The sequence below is a fragment of the Endothiovibrio diazotrophicus genome (assembly GCF_054657215.1).
The window spans coordinates 47,144-68,599 of the sequence record NZ_BAAHXB010000020.1; the positions used below are offsets into that span (position 1 = coordinate 47,144).

General features: G+C 69.2%; 15 protein-coding genes. 12 read left to right on the forward strand and 3 right to left on the reverse strand.

What is annotated here, in order from left to right; genetic code table 11:
• Nucleotides 1–216: 216 nt before the first annotated feature.
• On the forward strand, nt 217–4,002 hold the full coding sequence (locus tag ACYQ2W_RS07735) for an Ig-like domain-containing protein (protein WP_459864964.1): 3,786 nt from the start codon (nt 217–219) through the stop codon (nt 4,000–4,002).
• A 35-nt stretch (nt 4,003–4,037) separates the two neighbouring features.
• A complete protein-coding gene (locus ACYQ2W_RS07740; RefSeq protein ID WP_459864966.1) occupies nt 4,038–5,390 on the forward strand; it encodes a TolC family outer membrane protein in 1,353 nt (450 codons plus the stop codon).
• A gap of 477 nt (nt 5,391–5,867) precedes the next feature.
• On the opposite strand, the gene ACYQ2W_RS07745 is transcribed toward ACYQ2W_RS07740, so the two are convergent.
• From ACYQ2W_RS07745 to ACYQ2W_RS07755, 3 genes are all read right to left on the reverse strand, one after another.
• Nucleotides 5,868–8,090 (reverse strand): CHASE2 domain-containing protein, encoded by a 2,223-nt coding sequence (locus ACYQ2W_RS07745; RefSeq protein ID WP_459864967.1) that lies wholly within the window; start codon nt 8,088–8,090, stop codon nt 5,868–5,870.
• Nucleotides 8,091–8,247: 157 nt separating this feature from the next.
• Nucleotides 8,248–10,827, reverse strand: a complete 2,580-nt coding sequence (locus tag ACYQ2W_RS07750) for a GspE/PulE family protein (protein ID WP_459864969.1) — start codon at nt 10,825–10,827, stop codon at nt 8,248–8,250.
• Nucleotides 10,828–10,861: 34 nt separating this feature from the next.
• Nucleotides 10,862–11,170, reverse strand: coding sequence for a (2Fe-2S) ferredoxin domain-containing protein (locus tag ACYQ2W_RS07755; protein ID WP_459864971.1), 309 nt, complete (start codon nt 11,168–11,170; stop codon nt 10,862–10,864).
• A gap of 108 nt (nt 11,171–11,278) precedes the next feature.
• On the opposite strand from ACYQ2W_RS07755, the gene ACYQ2W_RS07760 reads away from it, so the two are divergent.
• From ACYQ2W_RS07760 to ACYQ2W_RS07805, 10 genes are all read left to right on the forward strand, one after another.
• Nucleotides 11,279–12,481 (forward strand): (Fe-S)-binding protein, encoded by a 1,203-nt coding sequence (locus ACYQ2W_RS07760; RefSeq protein ID WP_459864973.1) that lies wholly within the window; start codon nt 11,279–11,281, stop codon nt 12,479–12,481.
• A 243-nt stretch (nt 12,482–12,724) separates the two neighbouring features.
• Complete coding sequence (coq7, locus tag ACYQ2W_RS07765) at nt 12,725–13,369, forward strand: 2-polyprenyl-3-methyl-6-methoxy-1,4-benzoquinone monooxygenase (RefSeq protein WP_459864975.1); 645 nt, start codon at nt 12,725–12,727, stop codon at nt 13,367–13,369.
• A 302-nt stretch (nt 13,370–13,671) separates the two neighbouring features.
• Complete coding sequence (locus tag ACYQ2W_RS07770) at nt 13,672–15,159, forward strand: 7TMR-DISM family protein (protein WP_459864977.1); 1,488 nt, start codon at nt 13,672–13,674, stop codon at nt 15,157–15,159.
• On the forward strand, nt 15,128–15,541 hold the full coding sequence (locus ACYQ2W_RS07775; RefSeq protein WP_459864979.1) for a sensor histidine kinase: 414 nt from the start codon (nt 15,128–15,130) through the stop codon (nt 15,539–15,541). The genes ACYQ2W_RS07770 and ACYQ2W_RS07775 overlap by 32 nt, the downstream gene beginning before the upstream one ends.
• A gap of 159 nt (nt 15,542–15,700) precedes the next feature.
• Nucleotides 15,701–16,357 carry a response regulator transcription factor gene (locus tag ACYQ2W_RS07780; RefSeq protein WP_459864981.1) on the forward strand — a complete coding sequence of 219 codons (657 nt, stop codon included), beginning with the start codon at nt 15,701–15,703 and terminating at the stop codon, nt 16,355–16,357.
• 274 nt (nt 16,358–16,631) lie between these two features.
• Nucleotides 16,632–17,006 carry a hypothetical protein gene (locus ACYQ2W_RS07785; RefSeq protein WP_459864983.1) on the forward strand — a complete coding sequence of 125 codons (375 nt, stop codon included), beginning with the start codon at nt 16,632–16,634 and terminating at the stop codon, nt 17,004–17,006.
• Between the two features lie 16 nt (nt 17,007–17,022).
• On the forward strand, nt 17,023–18,513 hold the full coding sequence (locus tag ACYQ2W_RS07790) for a SpoIIE family protein phosphatase (RefSeq protein WP_459864985.1): 1,491 nt from the start codon (nt 17,023–17,025) through the stop codon (nt 18,511–18,513).
• Nucleotides 18,513–19,064, forward strand: coding sequence for a SiaB family protein kinase (locus ACYQ2W_RS07795; protein WP_459864987.1), 552 nt, complete (start codon nt 18,513–18,515; stop codon nt 19,062–19,064). Before ACYQ2W_RS07790 ends, ACYQ2W_RS07795 begins: the two co-directional genes overlap by 1 nt.
• Before the next feature lie 31 nt (nt 19,065–19,095).
• Entirely contained in the window at nt 19,096–19,497 is a 402-nt protein-coding gene (locus ACYQ2W_RS07800) for a DUF1987 domain-containing protein (RefSeq protein WP_459864989.1), read from the forward strand.
• Nucleotides 19,494–21,005, forward strand: a complete 1,512-nt coding sequence (locus ACYQ2W_RS07805) for an HD-GYP domain-containing protein (protein WP_459864991.1) — start codon at nt 19,494–19,496, stop codon at nt 21,003–21,005. Before ACYQ2W_RS07800 ends, ACYQ2W_RS07805 begins: the two co-directional genes overlap by 4 nt.
• Nucleotides 21,006–21,456 lie beyond the last annotated feature (451 nt).

Genomic DNA, 21,456 nt, shown 5'->3' on the forward strand with positions numbered 1-21,456 from the left:
CAACAAGCCGGGCACGCGCCTCGAGGCCTACGCCGGGCCGGATCGACGCAGCACTTTGTCTGCCCGGTGGCCTCCCCATTCCCCGTGGGGTCGAGTACACTTTTTCATCAATTATTCGTTTTTCGTTAAAAATTTTCGGGGCCACCCCCATCCGGCGACCCCGTGCGAGACGCCCCGTCCCACGGGGCCGTGCCGCCACCGCGGGAGGAGCGGGCGATGACCATGCAATCAACTGCGCGTGAGGACGACGGCCACTATCTGGAGCGGATCGCCGAAAGCGGAACCTCCGCCGATCGGCCGGACGGGGTGACCCTGCCCGACGCCGGGCTGCTGCTGCGCGGCGACTACAGCCGTGACGGCGACGACCTGCGGATCACCGGACCGGACGGCATCGGCCACACGGTGGAGGGCTACTTCGCCGGCGCCAGCCACCCCACCCTCTACGCCCCCGGCGGCGCCGGGCTCACCTTCGACACCGTCGCCAAGCTGGTAGGCGCCCACGCCGCCGGCTACGGCGCGCCGCTGATGGTGGCCGGCCCGCCCCCCGCCGCCGAGGCCATCGGCAGCGTCAAGAGCCTGCGCGGCGTCGCCACCGCCAAGGGGGCAGATGGGCAGGTACGACCCCTCGCGGAGGGGGACCCGATCTACCTCAACGACACCGTGCAGACCGCCGACGGCGCCTTCCTGCGCATCCTCTTCGATGACGGTACCGCCTTCTTCCTCGGCCGCAACGCCCGTGCGGTGATCGACGGCTACGTCTACCAGCCGGAGGCAGGCCTCGGCTCCTTCGCCGCCAGCGTTACCCTCGGTTTCTTCCGTTACATCAGCGGCAAGCTGGGCAAACTCGGTCACGACGACCACCCCTACGCCACCATCAAGACCCCCACCGCCACCATCGGCATCCGCGGCAGCGACATCGAGGGCGAGGTGGACGCGCAGGGCAACACCACCCTGGTCCACCACTCGGGCATCATCGACGTGGCCGACATCAACGGCCTCGGCATGGTCACCCTGCTCGAACCCGGCACCGCCACCCTGGTCAGCCCCGAGGGGGTGGCGGCGATCTTCGAGGCGCCGCCGGAGATGATCCAGCGCTTCCAGGAGAGCCTGCCGCCGCCGAGCAACGGCGAGACGCCGCAGGGTCAGGAGCCGCCCACCGGCGAGATCCCCGCCGCCACCCACGGCGAGGGCAAGGCGCCCGCCGCCCCGGGGCATGGCGGGCCCGCCGGAGAGAGGGGCGCTGAAGGGCGCGCGGCCGAGCCGGAGGGCGAGGGCCGGGGCGAAGGCAACGAGGGCGAGCGAGCCGCTCGCGGCGAGCGCAGGGGGGAGGAGGGCGACACCGCGGAGGAGCGCGACGGCCCCCCCGGCGGCGAAGAGGGCGAGGGCCTGCTGCTGGATGCGGCGGGGCGGCCGCTTTTCCAGGTGGCCCGGGAGGGGGGCGACGGCCACGGGGACGGGCCGGAGCTGGAGGGGCCACGCGCCTTCGCCGGGGTCGAGGGGCTCGCCCCCCTGGATGGGCGGGCCGTTCCCGGGGGCGAGGAGGAGGAGGGACCTCCCCCGCCCCTGGTCGGCCTCCCCGGGGCGGCCGCGGCGGCGCAGGAGCCCATGGCGGAACTGCTCGAAAACCATCCGCTGGCCGACGCCGTCGAACGTCCCGAAGCGGTCGAGGAGAGCGACGTCGTACAGCCGCTCACCGAGACCCTCGCCGCGGTGGACGACGAGTTCGACACGGCCGCGGGCGAGGTGGTCAGCGGCAACGTGCTGGACAACGACCTCAACCACGCTCCCGACCGGGTTCACCCCTTCATCCTCGGCCACACCGCACCGGCCCATGGAACCCTGGAGGTGGAGCGTGACGGCGACTTCGTCTACACCCCCGAGGCCGGATTCCAGGGCACCGACCGCTTCACTTACGTGCTCTCCGATGGGCTCGGCGGCCACTTCCCGGCGGAGGTGGAGATCGAGGTGGGGCGAGGGAACCCGACGCCGCCGGGGAGCATCGACGATTTCGCCCATACCGATGCGGGACACCCGACCAGTGGCAACCTGCTGAGCAACGACGGTGGCGCACTGCCGGCGGGGGCGACCCCGACGGTGGTGGACTACACCCAACCGGTCGGCGGGGCGGTGCAGGTGGCGCAGAACGGGGACTTCACCTACACCCCCGGCGACGGCTTCAGCGGCATCGACACCTTCAGCTACACCGCCGACGACGGCCTCGGCGGCCGCTACACCGCCCAGGTGACGATCGACGTGGAGGCGGAAGCGGTCACCAATGCGGGGCTCGACGAGTACTACCAGGTCACCGCCGACACCCCGTTGCAGGGCGACCTGCTGGAGAACGACCAGGCCGTCGCCGCGGCGGGCGCCAACCCCCGGGTGACCGGTCACGACGAGCCGAGCCACGGCAGCGTGGTGGTGGCCGCGGACGGCACCTTCACCTACACCCCCGAGGCGGGCTTCGTCGGCAGCGACGGCTTCTCCTACGTCGTCGACGACGGTCTCGGCGGCTCGCTCACCTCCTTCGTCGGGTTCGACATCGGCGGCAGCGGCCAGGCCCCCGCCGAGGTGGGCGACGTCTATCAGATCGACGGCGGCACCGCGCTGAGCGCCAACGTCCTGGACAACGACGGCGCGCTGCTCGCCGCCGGTGCCACCCCCAGCGTGACCTTCGGCCAACCCCTGGCCGGCACCCTGCAAGCGGCCGCAGACGGCCAGTTCACCTACACCCCCGAGCCCGGATTCAGCGGTCACGACTACTTCATTTACAGCGTCGACGACGGTCTCGGCGGCCACTACGACGCCTACGTCGACATCGATGTGGGGGCCGGCGTCAACGCTGCCGGCGGCGATGACCTCTACGCCACGCCGCTCGCCACCCCCCTCGGCGGCAACCTGTTCGACAACGACCGGATGCTGCTGCCGGCGGGCGGTTCGCTCACCCTGATCAGCTACACCCAGCCGGCCGGCGGCGCCGTGGTGGTCAACGACGACGGCAGCTTCGCCTACACCCCCAACGCCGCCTTCAGCGGGGTCGACACCTTCACCTACGTGGTCGACGACGGCTTGGGCGCCCAACACACCGCCCAGGTCACCATCGACGTGGGCGGCGTCCAACCCGGCGCCGACCCCGCCAACAACCTGCCGGTCACCGGCTACGACTTCTACAGCGTGGCCCGGGGCACCCAGGCAAGCGGCAACGTGCTGGGCAACGACACCGACCCCGACGGCGATCCCCTCACCGCCCAGCTCCAGCAACTGCCCAACCACGGGCTGGCGATCCTCACCACCGGCGGCGACTTCACCTACGCCCCCGAGGCCGGCTTCGTCGGCAACGACTTCTTCAGCTACACCGCCGAGGATGGCCGCGGCGGCATCCAGGTGGAGTGGGTGGAGATCGAGGTGGGTGGCGGCACCGCCACGCCTGCCGACGGCGGCAACAGCCCGCCGGTGGCCGGCGACGACAACTTCTCCGTGCTCACCGGCACCCCACTCAGCGGCAACGTGTTGACCAACGACCAGGATCCCAACGGCGACCCGTTGAGCGTGACCCTGGTCAGCAATCCGCTGGGCAATCTCGCGCTGACCGCCGACGGCCAATTCACCTACACCCCGCTGGACGGCTTCAGCGGCGAGGACGCCTTCCAGTACCAGGTCGACGACGGGCAGGGGGGGAGCACCATCGCCACCGTCCACCTCCTCGTCGACGCCACCGCCCCCACCACCAACGTCGCGCCCCACGCCGGCGACGACCTCTACATCGGTGCGGTGGACGTCCCGATCATCGCCAACGTGCTCGACAACGACCACGACCCGAACGGCGACCTGCTCGACGTCATCGGCTTCAGCCAGCCGGCCCATGGCACGTTGACCATCGCCAACAACGGCGAGATGAACTACCTGCCGGCCGCCGGCTACAGCGGCACCGACAGCTTCAGCTACACCATCGACGACGGCTTCGGCCACACCGCCACGGCCACCGTCTCGCTGAACATCGCCTGACCACCAAGAACAAGACCACGCAAATGGGGAAGAACATGAGAAGAGGCCCGAACTGGAGGGTGCGGCCGAAGGCCGCGCCCATCTTCGGATTGGTCGCCGCGCTGGCCACCACTTTGGCCGCCGGTCCCGCCACCGCCCAGGGGATGAAGGCGGTGCTGGAGGAGGTGATCCGCAGCAACCCGGACATCCAGGTGAACAAGTGGGAGGGGGCTGCTGCCGGCGAACGGCTGCGCCAGGCCCGCGCCGGCTACCTGCCGACCATCGACGTCGCGCTCGGCAAGGGGCGCGAGGAGAGCGACAACTCCACCACCCGCGCCGCCGGCTACAACAGCCTGTGGCTAGATCGCGAGGAGGTGAGCCTCAACCTCAGCCAGATGATCTTCGACGGCTTCGCCACCTCGGGGGCCGTCGACCAGCGCGCCTCCCTGGTGCGCTACCGCCAGGCGCAACTCGCCCAGACCACCGAGGTGACCGTGCTGCGCGGCGTCGAGGTCTACCTCGACGTGCTGCGCCACCAGGAGCTGGTGGCCCTTGGCGAGGAGAACCTGAAGACCCACGAAAAGGTGCTGGAGCAGACCCGCCTCTCCTACGAACAGGGGGCCGGGCGCAAGGCCGACGTGCAGCAGTCCGAGAGCCGGCTGGCCCAGGCGCGCTCCAACCTGACCCAGCTGCAGGGCAAGTTGAAGGATGCCGAGGCGCGCTTCGCCCGCGTGGTGGGCGCCAAGCCCGGCCACCTGGAGAAGGCGCAGAGCCCGGCTGACCTGCTCCCCACCAACGAGGAGGAGGGGCTGCAGCGGGCGGTCGCCAACAACACCGCACTGTACGCCGTGGAGGCCCAGCTGGCCGCCTCGAAGGCGGCCTACAAGGCCACCTCGGCCGCCTTCATGCCGCGCCTCGACCTGGAGGTGGGGGCCACCGACAACCAGAACATCGACGGCGTCGCCGGCCGCAACGCCGACCTCTCGGCGATGCTGCGGCTGCGTTACAACGCCTATCGTGGCTCCGCCGACGTCGCCCGCCGCCAGGAGGCGGCCTACAACATCAGCCGCGCCAAGCAGGTGATCGAGCGCACCCGGCGCGCCGTCGAGGAGAACCTGCGGCTCTCCTGGAACGCGCTGATGAACGCCCGCGACCGCCTCGCCGACCTGCGCGCCCGGGTGAAGTCCTCGATCGAGGTGCGCGACTCCTACCGCGAGCAGTTCACCCTCGGCCAGCGCACCCTGCTCGACCTGCTCGACTCCGAACGCGAGCTGTTCGATGCGCGGACCCAGCTGCTCACCGGGGTCTACACCGAGGCGTTCGGCGTCTACCGGGTGCTCGGCGCCACCAGCCAGCTGCTCGACGTCGAGGGGCTGACGCCGCCGACGTGGGAGGGCGGCGAGAGCTGACGCTCGTTTGAACGCCGAAGCCCTTCACCATGAAGGGAAGGCGAAGGGGAACGAAGGGCATGAAGGGATTCATGCCCTTCGTCATGGCGGGGCGGTAAATTGCGCGTAGGTCGCCGCTACTGCGGCGACGCAAACGGAGGCACCGTCGTCTGGGGTGGTCCGTCCTTTCCGAGCGGGACGCCGGGTGGGCGTCGACGGCAAGGGTCTCGGGTACACGTTCCATCCGGGAAGGGCAAGGTCGGTAGCTGCCAAGCGATGGTCTATTGGCAGGGCCAAGTGGGGTGGCTGGATCTTGAACGGTTCCTCACCGTTCACCACCGATCGGAACGGTCATCGTGGCGATGAGTCTGCTGCCCTCGTTCGCGTCGGCCCGGTAGCGCCGACCTACGCCTCTGCATCGGCGGCGTGCCATCGTCCACCATCAACACCCAATTACGAAATAGACCTCGGGCGGGCTCGCTAGAGCCCGCCCGAGGTCTATTTCGTGGTGTGGGTGAAGACGCCGTCCCAATCCGCCCCCGGCGGACTCTCCCGATAGTGCTGGATGCGCTCCAGATAGACGTCGTAGAGCTTGCGCGCCGGTTCGGCCTGCTTGAGGTTGATCAGCTGCATCTCCGCCTGGTCCCAGTGCTGGGCGCGGAACAGCTTCAGCGTCTCTTCGTAGAGCTTGAGGTTCTTCGCCTCCTCCGGCGAGAGTTCGTCGGCCGGGCCGATCGGCTCGAAGATCGCCACCGGCTCGTCCTTGCCCTTCACCCGCACGATGTCCAGCTCGCGGTAGGCGAAATTGGGCACCGCCGCCTTGGTGTATTCGCTGACCATGATCGAGATGCCGTACTGCTTGGTCAGTCCCTCCAGACGGGAGCCGAGGTTCACCGCGTCGCCCAGCACGGTGTAGGCCATGCGGAACTCGGAGCCCATGTTGCCGACGTTCATCATGCCGGTGTTGAGGCCGACGCCGATGCGGATCGGCGGCCACCCCTTGGCCTCGAAGTCGCGCTGGATCTGCGGCAGTTCGGCGAGCATCGCCAGCCCCGCCTTGAGCGCGTTGCGGGCGTGCTCGGGGTCCTGCAGGGGTGCGCCCCAGAAGGCCATGATGGCGTCGCCCATGTACTTGTCGATGGTGCCGCGATGCTGGTGGATGATCCGCGTCATCGGGGTGAGCATCTCGTTCATCAGCTGGGTCAGCTCTTGCGGCTTGAGCCCCTCGGAGATGGTGGTGAAGCTGCGCACGTCGGAGAACAGCACGGTCATCTCGCGCGACTCGCCGCCGACACCCAGCTCATCCGGGTTGAGGCTCATCTCGTCGACCAGCTCGGGCGGCACGTATTGGCCGAACATGCGCGTCAGCTGGCGCTTGCCGCGGCCCTCGACGAAGAAACCGTAGGACATCTGCAACAGGAACAGCAGCAGCACCAGCAGCAGGGTGGGGGCGAGAGGGATCACCACGTTGGCGTTCCAGGCGACCAGGTTGATGGCGATGGCGCCGGCGGCGAGGAACAGGCTGAACAGCGTCGACCACGCCGCGCTGAGCACCGGCAGCAGCAGGGTCATCGCCAGGCCGATCCCCAGCATCAGCACGAATTCGACACCGAGCACGTAGCCGGGCTGGCTCTTGATCGAGCCGTCGAGCATGCCGGCGACCAGGTTGGCGTGCACCTCTACCCCGGAGTAGACGTTCTGCACGGGGGTGGAACGCAGATCCTGGAGGCCGGGGGCGGAGGCGCCGAGCAGCACGATCGCTCCTTCCAGCACCTTGGGGTCGGCGGTGCCGTCGAGGATGTCGGTGAGCGAGACGTAGGGGAAGCTGCCCTGGCCGCCGCGGTAGGGCACCAGGGCGGCGGCGCGGTAGTCCAGCGGGATGGTCAGGTTGTCCAGGCGGACCCCCTCCAGCCCTTCGGCGCGGGTGCCGGTGTCGTCGAAGTAGACCAGCGGCTCGACGATCTCGTTGCCGGTGTAGAGGCGGGTCACCGCCAGGGCCAGGGATTGGTAGAGCTGGCCATGGTATTGGGTGAGCAGCGGCACCCGGCGGTAGACGCCGTCGTCGTCCACCAGCGGGTTGTCGAAGAAGCCGGCGGTGATGGCGGCCTCCTGCAGGATGCCCAGGTTGGCGCCGTAGCCCTGGGCCTGGACGAAGGGGATGCGCTCCAGGCCGGAGCCGTCGAGGGTGAGCAGCGACTCCGGGAGCTTGCCGCCGGTGGTGGCGTCCTGCGGGCGGATGCGGGTCTGGAAGTAGTAGCCCATCACCACCGGCCGGTCCTTGATCGCCTCGGCGAAAAGCCGTTCGTACTCCAGCGAGGGGCGGATGCGCTGGAACTGGTCGATGAACTGCGGGTCGTCCTTGAGCGGGCCGCCGGCCAGTTGGTCGAGCACCCCGAGGGCGGTGCCGGTGTCCTCGTCGCCGAACACCACGTCGAAGCCGAGCACGGCGATGCCGTAGTGGTCGAAGAGCTGGTCGAGGAGCCTGGCCAGGCGGTTGCGCGGCCAGGGCCAGCGCCCCTCGACGGCGAGGCTGCGCTCGTCGATGTCGGCGATCACCACCCGCTTATCGACCCCGCCGGGCAGGGTCAGCTTGAGCCGGGTGTCGTAGGCGATGTGCTCCAGGCGCTGGAGGATCGGCAACTGGTAGAAGATGTCGGCGGCGATCACCAGCAGGGTGACCAGCAGGCTCAGGCCGATGCGGACGATGTGGCGTCGAAACACGGGGAGGGTCTCCGTTGAGGGGCGGTGGGCCCGGCAACTGCTTTACAAAGAGTGTGAACCGCAGATGTACGCAGATTAATTGAGAGACCAATCTGCGCACATCTGCGTAAATCTGCGGTTGGAAAACTCGCCCGGCGGTGACATCGGTTCGTGAAGGCTACCCGGCCACCACCCGCTGCAGTTGTTCGAAATCGCTCATCCCCTGGAGCACCTTGGCGATGCCGTCCTGCATCAGGGTGCGCATGCCGTCGGACATCGCCTGGGCCTGGATCTCGGCGGCGGTGGCCTTGCGGTAGATCATCTCGCGCATGTGCTGGTTGTTTTCGAGCAGCTCGTGGATGCCCATACGTCCCTTGTAGCCGCTGCCGCCGCAATTGGGGCAGGAGCTGCCGCCGGTGACGCCATGTCCCGCGCAGGCGGAACACTCCTCCTTGCCGACCCTGCCGCTGCCGCCGCACTTCTCGCACGGCCTGCCCCCCTTGATGCCGGTGCCCTTGTGCAGGATGAAGGTCAGACGCGGGTCCACCGGCGTCACCTGCCCCTTCACCTTCTCCAATTCGTCCGGGCGTAGCGCCACCCGCTTGCCGTTGGCATCCTCGACCAGCACCTTCCCCTCGGCCAGCGCCTCGCGGATCTCCTTGAGGATCGCCAGCTTGGCGAGTTCCTGCTTCATCTCCTCCTCGCTGACCAGTTGCCCCTCGGCGCCCGGCGTGGGGTCGACGATATGCAGTTCGTCCCAGTGCTGCTCGCCGTAATGGAGCTTGAGGAAGCGGTGCTCCTCCGCGCTGCCGTGGTAGGGGCTCTTGCACTCCTTGCACAGCGTGCGCATGAGGCGCTGGGCGAGCACCCCGAGCAGGGCGTCGGCGAAGGAGATCGGGTCGATCTCCATGTCGAGCAGACGGGTGACGGTTTCCGGGGCGGAGTTGGTGTGCAGGGTGGAGAAGACCAGGTGGCCGGTGAGCGAGGCCTCGACGCCGGCGTGGGCGGTCTCCTTGTCGCGCATCTCACCGATCATGATCACGTCGGGGTCCGCGCGGAGAAAAGAGCGCAACGCGGCGGCGAAGGTGAAACCGATCTTCGGCAGCACCTGCACCTGCTGGAGACCCGGCTGGGTGATCTCCACCGGATCCTCGGCGGTCCAGATCTTGCGCCCCGGGTCGTTGATGTTGCCGAGCACCGCGTGCAGGGTGGTGGTCTTGCCCGAACCGGTGGGGCCGACCACCAGGAAGATGCCGTGGGGGTGGGAGGTGAGGTCGTGGGTCAGCCGGTTGTTGCGCTCGTTGAGCCCCATGGCGCCGAGCGGCAGCGGCTTGGAGGCGGCGAGGATACGCAGCACCGCCGATTCGCCGTGGACGGTGGGCAGCGTCGCCACGCGCAGTTCCACCGGCTTGCCCTTGAAGCGCACCGCGCACTTGCCGTCCTGGGGCTTGCGGCGTTCGGAGATGTCGAGGCCGGACATGATCTTGATGCGCGCCACCACCGGGCGGATGTGGGTCGCCGGGATCTGCAGCGCGCGGCGGCAGACGCCGTCGACGCGGAAGCGCACGTCCGCCGGCGCCTTGCCCTTGTTGGGCTCGATGTGGATGTCGGAGGTGTTCTGTTTGTACGCCTCCATGATGATCTTGTTGACCAACTGGATGATGGTGGCGTCGTTCTCACTGCTCTCGTCCTCGACCGATTCGGTGATGTCCTCGCCGACCTCGTCCTCCATCCGCCCGAGCAGGTCGTCGAGGCCGACGCCGTCGTCGGCACCCCCCACCTCGACACCGAGGTAGCGCAGGATGTCGTCGGGCAGTCCCACCTTGAAGACGTACTTGGCCGCCTGCACCACCCGCTGCACCTCCATGATGCGCTGGGTGTCGGTGGGGTTGTCGATGAGGATCACCACCTCCTCGGCGTTGCCCGAGACCGGCACCCACAGCTGGCGCTGCAGGTAGGCCTCGTTGACCCCCTTGATCAGCTCGCGGGGCACCTCCAGGTTCGGGTCGTAGGACATGAACGGCACCTGGTAGTAGTGCTCGAGCGATGCCCCCACCTCCTCGGCCGAGATGTGTCCCTCGGTGATCAACAGGTGGGCGACGTTGGTCCTCTCCTTCGGCGCCCGCTGGATATAGCCGTTGAGTTCCTCCTGGGTGAGCTTCTTCTTCAGGATCAGGTGGTCGTAGGGGCCGTTGGTGCCCTGGAAGTCGTAGCGGAACTTCTGGCCGATGATCGCGCCCATCTTCAGCGCGTTGCGCAGGTCGATGTCGGTGAACGAGCCGCCGCCAACCCGGTTGAGCACCTGGAGGACGCCGAGCATCACGTCCTTGTGCTTGATCGGCACCACCACCATCGAGCGGGTGCGGTAGCCGGTCTGCTTGTCGAAGCTGATGTTGAACTGGAGGTTGGGGTGGATCGCCTTCAGCGCGTCGGCGTCGTAGACGTCGTCGATGCGGATCGGCTGCTGGGTGAGCGCCACGTAGCCGGCGATCGAGGTGGTGGAGAGGGGGACGCGGATCTCCTTGATCTCGGCGCCCGACTTGAACTTGGAGACGATCTCCTGCTCGTTGCGCGAGCGCTGGTAGACGGTCATCCGCTCGCCGCGCAGGATGCGCAGCATGTCGGGCTCGATCCCCGGCAGCACCTCGGCGAAGCTCTCGGCCTCGTGGATGCGCTCGGTGATGGAGTTGAGCAGGGTCTGCAACTCCAGGGAGCGTTTCAGTTGTTCGGCGTTGGGGCCTTCCGCAGGGGCACTCATGCTGATTCCCACCCGGGGGGGTCGTTTTCGTTATTCAGATGCGTAGACGGTCGACCGGTTCGCCGTCGATCAGGTGGCGTGCGATAATCTCGTCGACGTCGTCGCGGTTGGCGTAGCGGTACCAGACGGCCTCCGGGTAGACGACCATCACCGGCCCCTCGCCGCAGCGGTTCATGCAGCCGGCGGTGTTGATCCGCACGCCGCCGGGCTTGGCCAGGCCGAGTTCCTTGCTGCGCCCCTTGGCGTAGTCGCGCAGGGCCCGGGCATCCCCGTCGGCGCAGCAGGCCGAGCCGTCGTCGCGGCGGTTGATGCAGAAGAATACGTGGTGGCGATAATAGCTCATGGCTGCCTTATGGCTCTCGATTCGATAGAATATAAAGGCTCGCCCGCGCCGCAAGCAAGGAACCGATCCCCGTTCAACGGCCTTCCGGCCCTCTCTCCCCGGTCCATCTTGAACCCATCCGAACTCATTCGCGAGGCAGACCGCTGCGTCCTCTGCGGCCTCTGTCTTCCGGTCTGCCCCACCTACCGCCTGCTCGGCGACGAGGGGGACTCGCCACGCGGGCGGATCAGCCTGATGCGCGCCCTGGCCGAGGGGCGGCTCAAGGCCGATGCGGCGCTCGCCGGGCGTCTCGACCGCTGCCTCGGTTGCCGTGCCTGCGAGGCGATGTGTCCCTCCAAGGTGCGCTACGGGCGGATCGTCGACGGCGGTCGGGCGCTGCTCGGCGCTCGGGGTGGGGCACGGCTGCGCCGGGTGCTGGCCAATCCGCGGCGCCGCATTCGCTACCTGCGGCTGGCGCACCTCTACGAGCGTAGCGGACTGCGCCGGGTACTGCGCGCCAGCGGTCTGCTGCGCCGCTTCGGTCTCGAGCGGATGGAGCGGCTGGCGCCGCCGTTCACCGCGCCGTCGGCGCTCCCGGCGGGCTTCGCTCCGGCGGGGGTGCCGCGGGGGCGGGTGGCGCTGTTCGCCGGCTGCCTGGCGGAGGGGGTCGACCACCCGGCGGTGGTTGCCGCCGGGCGGCTGCTCGCCGCCCTCGGCTACCGGGTGGAGCTCCCCCCGGGCCAAGGTTGCTGCGGGGCGATGGATGCTCATGCCGGCGATACCCGGAACGCCCGTCGGCTGGCCGCCGCCAACAGCGCCGGCTTTCCCGACGGGGTGCCGCTGCTCTCGTTGAACAGCGGCTGCGGCGCCCACCTCGCGGAGTATGGCGAGTGGGCGGGGGCGGCCGGCGAGGCGCTGGCGGCGCGCCACCGCGACTGCCTTGCCTTTCTCGCCGAGGCAGCGTGGCCCGACGGCCTGCTGCGCCCCGTGGTGGGCGTGGTGCTGGTCCACGAGCCGTGCAGCCTGCGCAACGTGCTGAAGGGGGCGGATGCGCTTTACCGCCTGCTCGCCCGGCTCCCCGGCGCCGAGGTGCGACCGCTGCCCGGCAACGAGCGCTGCTGCGGCGCCGCCGGGGACTATCTGCTGCGCCAGCCGACGATCGCCGACGCCCTGCGCGAAGAGAAGCTCGACGCGCTGGCGGCGCTCGCCCCGCGCTATCTGGTCTCGTCCAACCGCGGTTGCCTGCTGCACCTCGCCGCCGGGCTGCGCGAGCGGGGCATCGAGGTGGAGGTGCTGCACCCGCTGGAGCTGTTGGCGCGGCAATTGGTATAGCGCGGCTGTGAACGCAGGGGAGCAGAGGCACTATTTTCAGGTCAAAGGTTAAAGGTAAAAGGCCCTTCGTTCAGCACCAATTGATCTTCGACGCTGGATGGCGCCAGCGTTGGCACGGCTTCTCTTTCCTTTGACCTTTTGCCTTTCACCTTTCACCTTTGACCTGAAGCCGGGGTGCCTTCCGCCGGATCCACCCCTCCGGAGTAACTTGAGGCACGCAGTTCGTGGGGGTATTCTCCGCCCATGAACACGCGCCACTACACCCCCTTCGACACCCTCCTGATCAACGTCGACCACGCCCTGCGCACCATCTACGGCCGACCGACCCTCACCGAGCGCCCCAACCCCGCCGAGGGGATCGAGGAGCCCGAGTTGTCGGAGAGCGAGGCGCGCCACGTGGCCGGTCTGATGCGGGTCAACCACGCCGGCGAGGTCTCCGCCCAGGGGCTCTACTCCGGCCAGGCGCTCACCGCCCGGCTGCCCGAGGTGCGTGATGCCATGGAGCGCGCCGCCCTGGAGGAGAACGACCACCTGGAGTGGACCGAGCGGCGGTTGCAGGAACTCTCCAGCCGCAAGAGCCTCCTCGGGCCCTTCTGGTTCACCGGCTCCTTCGTCATGGGCGCGGTGGCGGGGCTGGCCGGCGACAAGTGGTCGCTCGGCTTCGTCGCCGAAACCGAACACCAGGTGATCCGCCACCTCGACGAGCATCTCGGCCAACTGCCGCCGCAGGACGGCAAGAGCCGCGCGGTCCTCCAGCAGATGAAGGAGGACGAGGCGCACCACGCCACCGTCGCCCTGGAGGGCGGGGGCGCGAAGCTGCCGCTGCCGGTGAAGGGGTTGATGAAGGTGATGTCGAAGGTGCTGACGCGCGGGGCGTATTACTTCTGAGGCGAGGTCGTCAGTCCATTGAAAGCTTTATCAACCGCAGATTAACGCAGATTGGCGCAGATTCAGACGGAAGGAATCTGCGTCCATCTGCGTTAATCTGCGGTTCAATCTGATTTTTGATGATCGGGCGTTGAAGAGTTGGGTAGGGTGTGCCGACGGCAGGAGGCGCACCGGTCGGAAAGCGGTACGCCTCACACCTCGGCACACCCTGCGTTCACCTCCTGCGATGTCCATACATTAGAGTTTAAACGGCGACCCGACGGTCGCCGTTCTCGTTTGGGGGCGTTCGCCCCGGAGATTTCATGAAGCGGTGGTGGATCGCCTGCCTGCTGTTGTTGAGCCTGCCGGCGGGGGCGGCACCGCTGCTGCTCGATGGGCAGGAGTCGGTGGAGCTGGCCGGGCACCTGGAGCTGCTCGCCGACCCCGACGGCCGCTTGGGTATCGGACAGGTGGCCTCCGGTGCGGCCGGGCCGTTCCGGCCGCTCCCCGGCCACTTCACCGACGGCTTCGGGCCGCTGCGCGGGGCGTGGCTGCGTTTCACCCTGATCGGTTCGCAGGGCACACCGAGCCGCTGGTGGCTGCGTGTCCACCCCGCCTACCTGGGGCGGGTGATGCTCTACCGGCCCACCGCCGAGGGCGGCTGGTCGGCGGCCAGCGCCGGCAGCGAGCACCCCGAGGGGCGGCCGCTCCCCGACCGGGTGGCGCTGTTCGCCCTGGAGGTGGTGCCCGACACGCCGCGCACCTTCTACCTCTACGTCCGGCACGGCGCCCATCTCGCCGCCTACCCGGTCCTCCATTCCACGGCGTCGCTCTATCGCACGGTGGCCGGCGAGGACCTGCTGTTCGGGCTGTTCTACGGCATCGTTCTCGTCCTGGTGGTGATCAACGGCCTCTACTGGTGGGCGCTACGCGAGCGCATCCATCTGGAGTTCGCCCTCTACCTGCTCTTTCGCGGCGCCTTCGTCCTGGTCGCCAACGGCCACCTCGGCCAGTTCCTGCTGGTCGACCAGCCGGAGATGGTGATCCGCCTGCAACTGCTGCTGCTCGGGCTGACCATCGCCTCGCTGGCCCCCTTCTTCACCGGAATACTCGACATGGACGAGGTGTTCCCGCGGCTGGCCCGGCTGTGCCAGGGGCTCGGTCTGATCGCAGTTGCGGCGGCGCTGGTGATGGCCTTCGGCGGTTGGCGGGGGCTCTCCGGGCCGGTGGTGTCGTTCGCCGTGTTCATCGGTCTGGCGGGGCTGGCCACGGCGCTCGTCCAGTGGCACCGGGGGGCGCCGCGGGGGCGGCTGCTGGTGCTGGTGATGGTGGTCTTCCTGAGCGGCGCCGGGCCCACCCTGCTGGGCACCCTGGGGTGGCACGTGAGCATGCTCGGCGACCTCTACGGGGTGCAGCTCACCACCGGCCTCACTTTCATCCTGCTCCACTTCACGGTGGTCTCGCAGGTGGTCGGGATCAAGCGCGCCAAGGAGGAGAGCGAGCGCGCAGCGCGGCGTGCCGCCGAGGCGGTCGAGCGCGAGCGGGCGGCGCGGCGGGCGCAGTCCGATTTCATCGCCATGCTGTTCCACGAACTGAAGACCCCGCTGGCGGTGATCGACTCGGCGGCCACCGTGCTGGAGCACCTGGACGACGGCCGGCGCAACGAGACCGCGCGCCGCTACGACGCCATCCACGGCGCGGTGGAGCGGCTCAACCGGCTGGTCGAGCAGAGCCTCAGCCCGGAGCGCCAGGGGCCCGCGTCCGCTCTCCCTGACGGAGGTGGCGCAGGTGGTCGCGGAGAGCTTCGGTGAGGCGGGTGCGCGGCGGCTGCGGCTGGTCGCCGCCGACGGGCTGGCGCCGCTCACCGCCGACCCCGGGCTGTTGCGGGTGGCCCTGGCCAACCTGGTGGACAATGCGCTGAAATACTCCCCGGACGAACGTTCGGTGGAGGTCGAGGTGGGGCGGGACGACGGACGGCAGTGGGTAGCGGTAACCGACCGCGGCTTCGGCATCGACAGACCTGAACGCCTCTTCGAGCGCTACTGGCGCGGCGGCCACACTGCCGGCACCCCCGGTGCGGGGCTCGGCCTCTATCTGGTGCGGCGCATCGCCGAGGCCCACGGTGGCGAGGTGCGCGCCGCCGCCCGGCCCGGCGGCGGCAGCCGTTTCACCCTGATCCTGCCGGAGTCGTAGTTGAAGAGCGAATTGAACCGCAGATTAACGCAGATTGACGCAGATTTTTTGCCCGTTGATCTGCGCCAATCTGCGTTAATCTGCGGTTGATAACGCTTTCAATGGGTTGATGATGCCGATGAGTCCCGGGGTGTCGAATAGCTGTCCGGAGTTTTTGCGGTGACGACGATCCGCGTGCTGGTGGTCGAGGACGACCCCGACCTCAACGCCGACCTGGTGCTCTATCTGGGGGCCGCCGGCATGGCCGCTCGCGGGGTCGCCGCGCGGGCGGCGCTGGAGGAGGCGTTGGCGAGCGAGGCGTGGGACGTGGTAGTGCTCGACTTGGGACTCCCCGACGGCGATGGCCTGGAGGTGGCCGGCCGGCTCGCGGCACAGGCCACGCTCGGCCTGGTGATCCTCACCGCCCGCGACCGCCTGGAGGACCGCCTCGCCGGTTGGCGGAGCGGCGCCCACGTCTATCTGGTCAAACCGGTGCCGCTGGTCGAGGTGGCGGCGGTGGTGAGCGGCGTCCACCAGCGTCTCCATCCCCCCGGCGAGCGTGCCGAGGGGTGGTGCCTGGTTCCCGCGCGCCGAGAACTGCACGCCCCGAGCGGCGCGGTGATCCCGCTCACCCACCGCGAGAGCGTGCTGCTGGCGGCCTTCGCCGATGCCCCGGACCAGGGGATCTCCCGCGACCTCGACCACGCCCAGGACACCGGCTCGTCCATCGACAGCCTGGTTCACCGCCTGCGCCGCAAGCTGCGCCCCCACGGCGACCCGATCCGCACCATCTACGGCGCCGGTTATGCCTTCGAGGGCGGCCTGAAGAGGGTCTAGCAGCCTGTCGGATTGCCAGGCGATTCGAGATTCACGGCCGATCTCTTCCCGCGCTTGGGGTGCCAGCGGGAAGAGCGGCGGCCGCAGGCCGCCCTATAGGGCGCGCCGCGCGCGCCGTGGTCAACGGGGGCAGCATCCGGGATGCCGGCAGACGCTCTCGGACCACTGCCTTCGTTCGTCAGATTCTTGCCAGAATCTCCCCGCCGGCCGTTTCCATAATGCTCCGTATCGCCGCGGTGCTCGCCGTGGCCCGTCCACCTACGGAGTACGTCCCATGAAGATGCGTTATCACGCGATCGCCCTGCTGCTGCTCGCCGGCGGCGCGGTGGCCGGCGAGATCCCCGCCGAGGTGCAGGTCAACCTGCAGAACGCCATGCACCACTACCTCGACCGGGTGAGCCTCGACGGCGCCTACCGCTACGTCGACCCGAAGAGCGCCGAGCGGGTCACCCTCTATCCCGCCAACACCCACCCGATGGTGCTCAGCTACAACGACGACTACTTCGTCTGCTCCGATCTGGTGAGCGAGAACGGCGACAGCCACACCGCCGACTTCCTGGTGCGCCGCTTCGGCGACGACTACCGGGTGGTGCAGATGCTGGTCGATCAGCGCGCGGCGGTGGAGAAGGCGATGAAGATGGCGCCGTAGCGCGCCCTCCGCTCCCGTGTTGGCCCTGCTGCGCCGGCGGCTGTTCGGCAAGTTCCTGGCCGCCACCCTGCTCGCCGGGGTGCTGCTCAGCGCCGCCGTCCTCGCCGCCTACCACCCGTTCCGCCACCGCGTGCTGATCGGCGAGATGGCGGCGGTGACCGGGGTGCTGGCGACCCGCCTCGATGCCACCCTGGCCGCCCAACTGGCGGCCGGCGAACGGCGGCGGGCACGCGAACTGCTCGGGCTGTTCGGCGCCTTCCCCTACCTGCTCTGCGTCGACTATCACACCGCCGCCGCCGGCCCGCCGGCGGTGTTCTGGCCGATCCCCTGCGAGCGCATGCAGCGTGCGGGCGAGCCGCTGCGGCTCCCCTCGGCGGCGAGCCCCGGCGGCTACTTCGCCTTCCGCTTCAGCGTCGAGGAGATCGAGTCGACGCTGCTCCACGAGTTCGCGGTGCTCGGGCTGTTCTCGGCGGCCATCGCGCTGGCGGTGCTGATCGCCGCGGGGACGGTCTTCTACCTGCTGATCAACCGTCCGCTGGTGCGCCTGGTGCAGGCGATCGGACGCTTCGAACGGGACAACGTCGCCGAACCGGTGGCGTGGCGCAGCGAGGATGAGATCGGCCGGGTGGTGACCCGCTACAACGCCATGCTGGAGAGCGAGGTGGCGCGGGTCGCCGAACGCGAGGCGCGCCATGCCGAGACCCGGCGGCTGCTCAGCGATCTGCACGAGGCCCACGAGGTGATCGCCTCCAGCATCCACTACGCCGCCAACATCCAGCGGGCGATCCTGCCCGAGCGGGCGGCATTCGAGCGGCGGCTGGCGGAACACTTCGTACTGTGGGAGCCGCGCGACGTGGTCGGCGGCGACTTCTATTGGATCGGTGATTGGGGCGACGGCACCCTGCTGCTGCTCGGCGACTGCACCGGCCACGGCGTGCCCGGCGCCTTCATGACCCTGATCGCCCACGGCGCCCTGGAGCGGGCACGCACCGCGACCCTGCCGGGGGATCTGGCCGGCCTGCTGCTCGCCGCCCACCGCGAGGTGCGGCGGACGCTACGCCGCGAGGGGGCCGACGGGGCCGACGACGGGCTGGAGCTGGGTGCCTGCTACCTCGCAGCCGACGGCGGCTTCCATTTCGCCGGGGCGCGCTTCGACCTGTTCGTGGTGCGCGACGACGCGGCGGAGGTGATCCCCGGTCGCCGTCGCGGGCTGGGCTATCGCGATCTGCCGGAGGATCCGGGCTATACCGCGCAACGGATCGAGGTCGCCGGGGCCACCTGCTACCTGACCAGTGACGGTCTGCTCGACCAGGTGGGTGGGATGCGCCGCCGGATGTTCGGCAAACGGCGTTTTACCGCCCTGCTGGAGGCGCTGGGTGACGAGCCGATGGAGCGCCGGCGCGAGCGAATTCGTGATGCGTTGATCGACTATCAAGGGGAGGAGGCGCGCCGCGACGATGTCGCCGTGCTCGGCTTCCGCTCCGTTACCGAGGGGGGAGCGGGCTGATGCTGGCCGAGGAGATGTACGACTTCCGCAACCGCCTGCGCGAGCAGGGGGTGGTGTTCTGCTACAGCGGCTACTTCACCGAAGAGATCCTCGCCGGGGTGGGCGGGGCGATCCGGCGCAAGCTGGAGCTGGAGGCGGCCGACCGCAACACGGTGAAGGGGCTCTTCTCGATCTTCGTCGAGCAGGTGCAGAACATCATCCGCTACTCCGCCGAGCGCGAGCCGCCGCCGGGGGCCGCGGGCGAGAGCCTGCGCTACGGCGTGCTCACCGTCGGCCGCGAGGGAGACCGCCACTTCGTCTCCTGCGCCAACCTGATCCGCCGCGCCGACGTCGAGCGTCTCGACCGGTCGCTGCACCGCATCCGCGGCCTCGACCACGACGCCCTCAAGGCGCTCTACAAGGAGACCCTGCGCGGCGCGGTGCCGGAGGGGAGCGTCGGTGCCGGGGTCGGCTTCATCGACATCGCCCGCCGCGCCCGCCGCGGCTTCACCCACGACTTCTTCACGGTGGACGACGAGACCGCCTACTTCTGCCTCAAGGCCTACGTTTGACCCGCCCCGCCGGCGGGGGGAGAGAGCAACCATGGAACCGATCACCATCGCCGCCTCCGAGCGCGCCCCCGCGGTGGCGTTCGACTTCGCGGCCAACCGTTTCGCGCTGCGCGGCGAGTCCTACCCGGAGGACGTCAACGCCTTCTACGGCCCGCTGCTGGAGCGCTTCAACCACCACCTGGGCGACTGCTTCGACGCCGAGATCCGTTTCGACTTCGAGCTGATCTACTTCAACAGCTCCTCGGCGAAGGTCTTCATGGGGCTGTTCGACGCCCTCGACCGCGCCGCCGGCGCGGGCAACCGGGTGCTCATCACCTGGGCCTACGAGGAGGACGACGACCACCTGGAGGAACTGGGCGGCGAGTTCGCCGAAGAGCTCCGCCACGCCCGTTTCGAGGCGCGGCCGATCCCCGTCGGGGACGCCGATCGATGAGTGGTACCGCGGCCTTCGACCCCTTCGCCGACGAGCAGACCCTGGCGGCGGCGGGCGAGGCGCTGCTCGCCGACGGCGGCGACCTCGCCGCCGGCTACCCGGCGCTGCTCGAGGGCTACCGCAAGCTGCTCGGCCAGAGCCGCCGCCTGGTGCGCATGAGCGACCGCAACGAGGAGAAGCTGCGCAGCGCCAACGGGCGGATCCGCCGCCAGCAGGAGGAGCTGGCGCAGGCCCACCAGCTACTCGCCGAACACGCCGAGCGGCTGGAGGAGCGGGTCGCCGAACGGACCCGCGAGCTGGTCGAGGCGCAGCGCGCGCTGGAGCGCATGGTGGAGGATCAGCGGGCGCTGTTCGACGCGGTGGTCAAGCTGATCGCCGCCGCCATCGACGCCAAGTCCCCCTATACCGGCGGCCACTGCGAGCGGGTCCCGGAGATCACCAACGAACTGGCCCGCGTCGCCTGCGCGACCCGCGAGGGGCCGCTGGCCGATTTCGACCTGGACGCGAACGGCTGGCGCGAACTGGAGCTGGCCGGCTGGCTCCACGACTGTGGCAAGGTGACCACCCCGGAATACGTGGTCGACAAGGCGACCAAGCTGGAGACGATCTACAATCGCATCCACGAGATCCGTACCCGTTTCGAGGTGATGCTGCGCGACTGTCGCATCGACTACCTGAAGGCGCGGCTGGCGGGCGAGTGGGAGCCGGGGGTGCTGGAGCGGGCCTATGAGGCCCGGGTGGCGCAGCTCCACGACGATTTCGCCTTCGTCGCCGAGTGCAACATCGGCGGCGAGTTCATGGACGAGGGGCGGGTAGCCCGGTTGGAGGCGATCGGCGAACGCCGTTGGCGCCGCCACTTCGACGACCGCCTCGGCCTCTCCGAGGGGGAGCGCAAGCGGCTGGAAGGGGTGCCGGCGCCCGCACTGCCGGTGGAGGAGCGGCTGCTCGGCGACAAGCCGGAGCACATCATCCCACGCTCGGCGGAGAACCCGCTGGCCTACGCCCCGGGGAGCCACGGCTTCCGCATCCCGGTGCCCGAGTCGCTCTACAACCTGGGCGAGCTCCACAACCTGCGCATCCCCCGCGGCACGCTGACCGCCGAGGAGCGCTTCAAGGTCAACGAGCACATCATCCACACCATCCTGATGCTCGACCAGCTCCCCTTCCCGGCGGGGATCGACGGGGTCGGGCGGATCGCCGGCGGCCACCACGAGACCATGATCGGCAGCGGCTACCCGCGCGGGTTGCGCCGCGAGGAGCTGCCGGTACAGGCGCGGATCCTGGCGATCGCCGACATCTTCGAGGCGCTGACCGCCTCCGACCGCCCCTACAAACGGCCCAAGTCGCTGAGTGAAGCGCTGCGCATCATGGCCTCGATGCGCGATGGGGGGCACATCGATCCCGACCTGTTCGCGCTGTTTCTCACCGGCGGGGTCTATCGCCACTACGCCGAGCGGTATCTCTCGGCGGAGCAGATCGATTTCGTTGAAATCGATGCCTACCTTTGAGTATTTCCACGTTGAATGACGTGGGGAATGCCCGGGACTGACGGCGGAGGCCTTTCGGTTGCTGCCTCCGTTCGACACGGCGGCCGCGGGCCGCCCTATAGGGCGCGCCGTGCGCGCCGTTGCTGAACGCAGCCACCGCGCGCTCGGCTATCCGCTGCGCCTTCCGAACGGGACATCCCGTTCGGAAGGATCAATCGCCGCATCGGGGTCTGCTACCCCCGCTCGCGTCGGTGCGGTAGCGCCGACGGTCAGGGCAACGGTACCTGCACGCCATCGACGCAGCCGGGTGCCGGCGCGACGTCCCCCGAATGTAGGAGCGGCCCCTAAGGCCGCGATTGCCTACAGGGATGTAGGTACTGGGCGTGAGCAGGATGCGGAAGCCGGGCGCCATGTCCGTTCCTGCCGCCTGCCAAATCGAGGCGCCTCACTCCGTCGTGATCGCGGCCTAGGG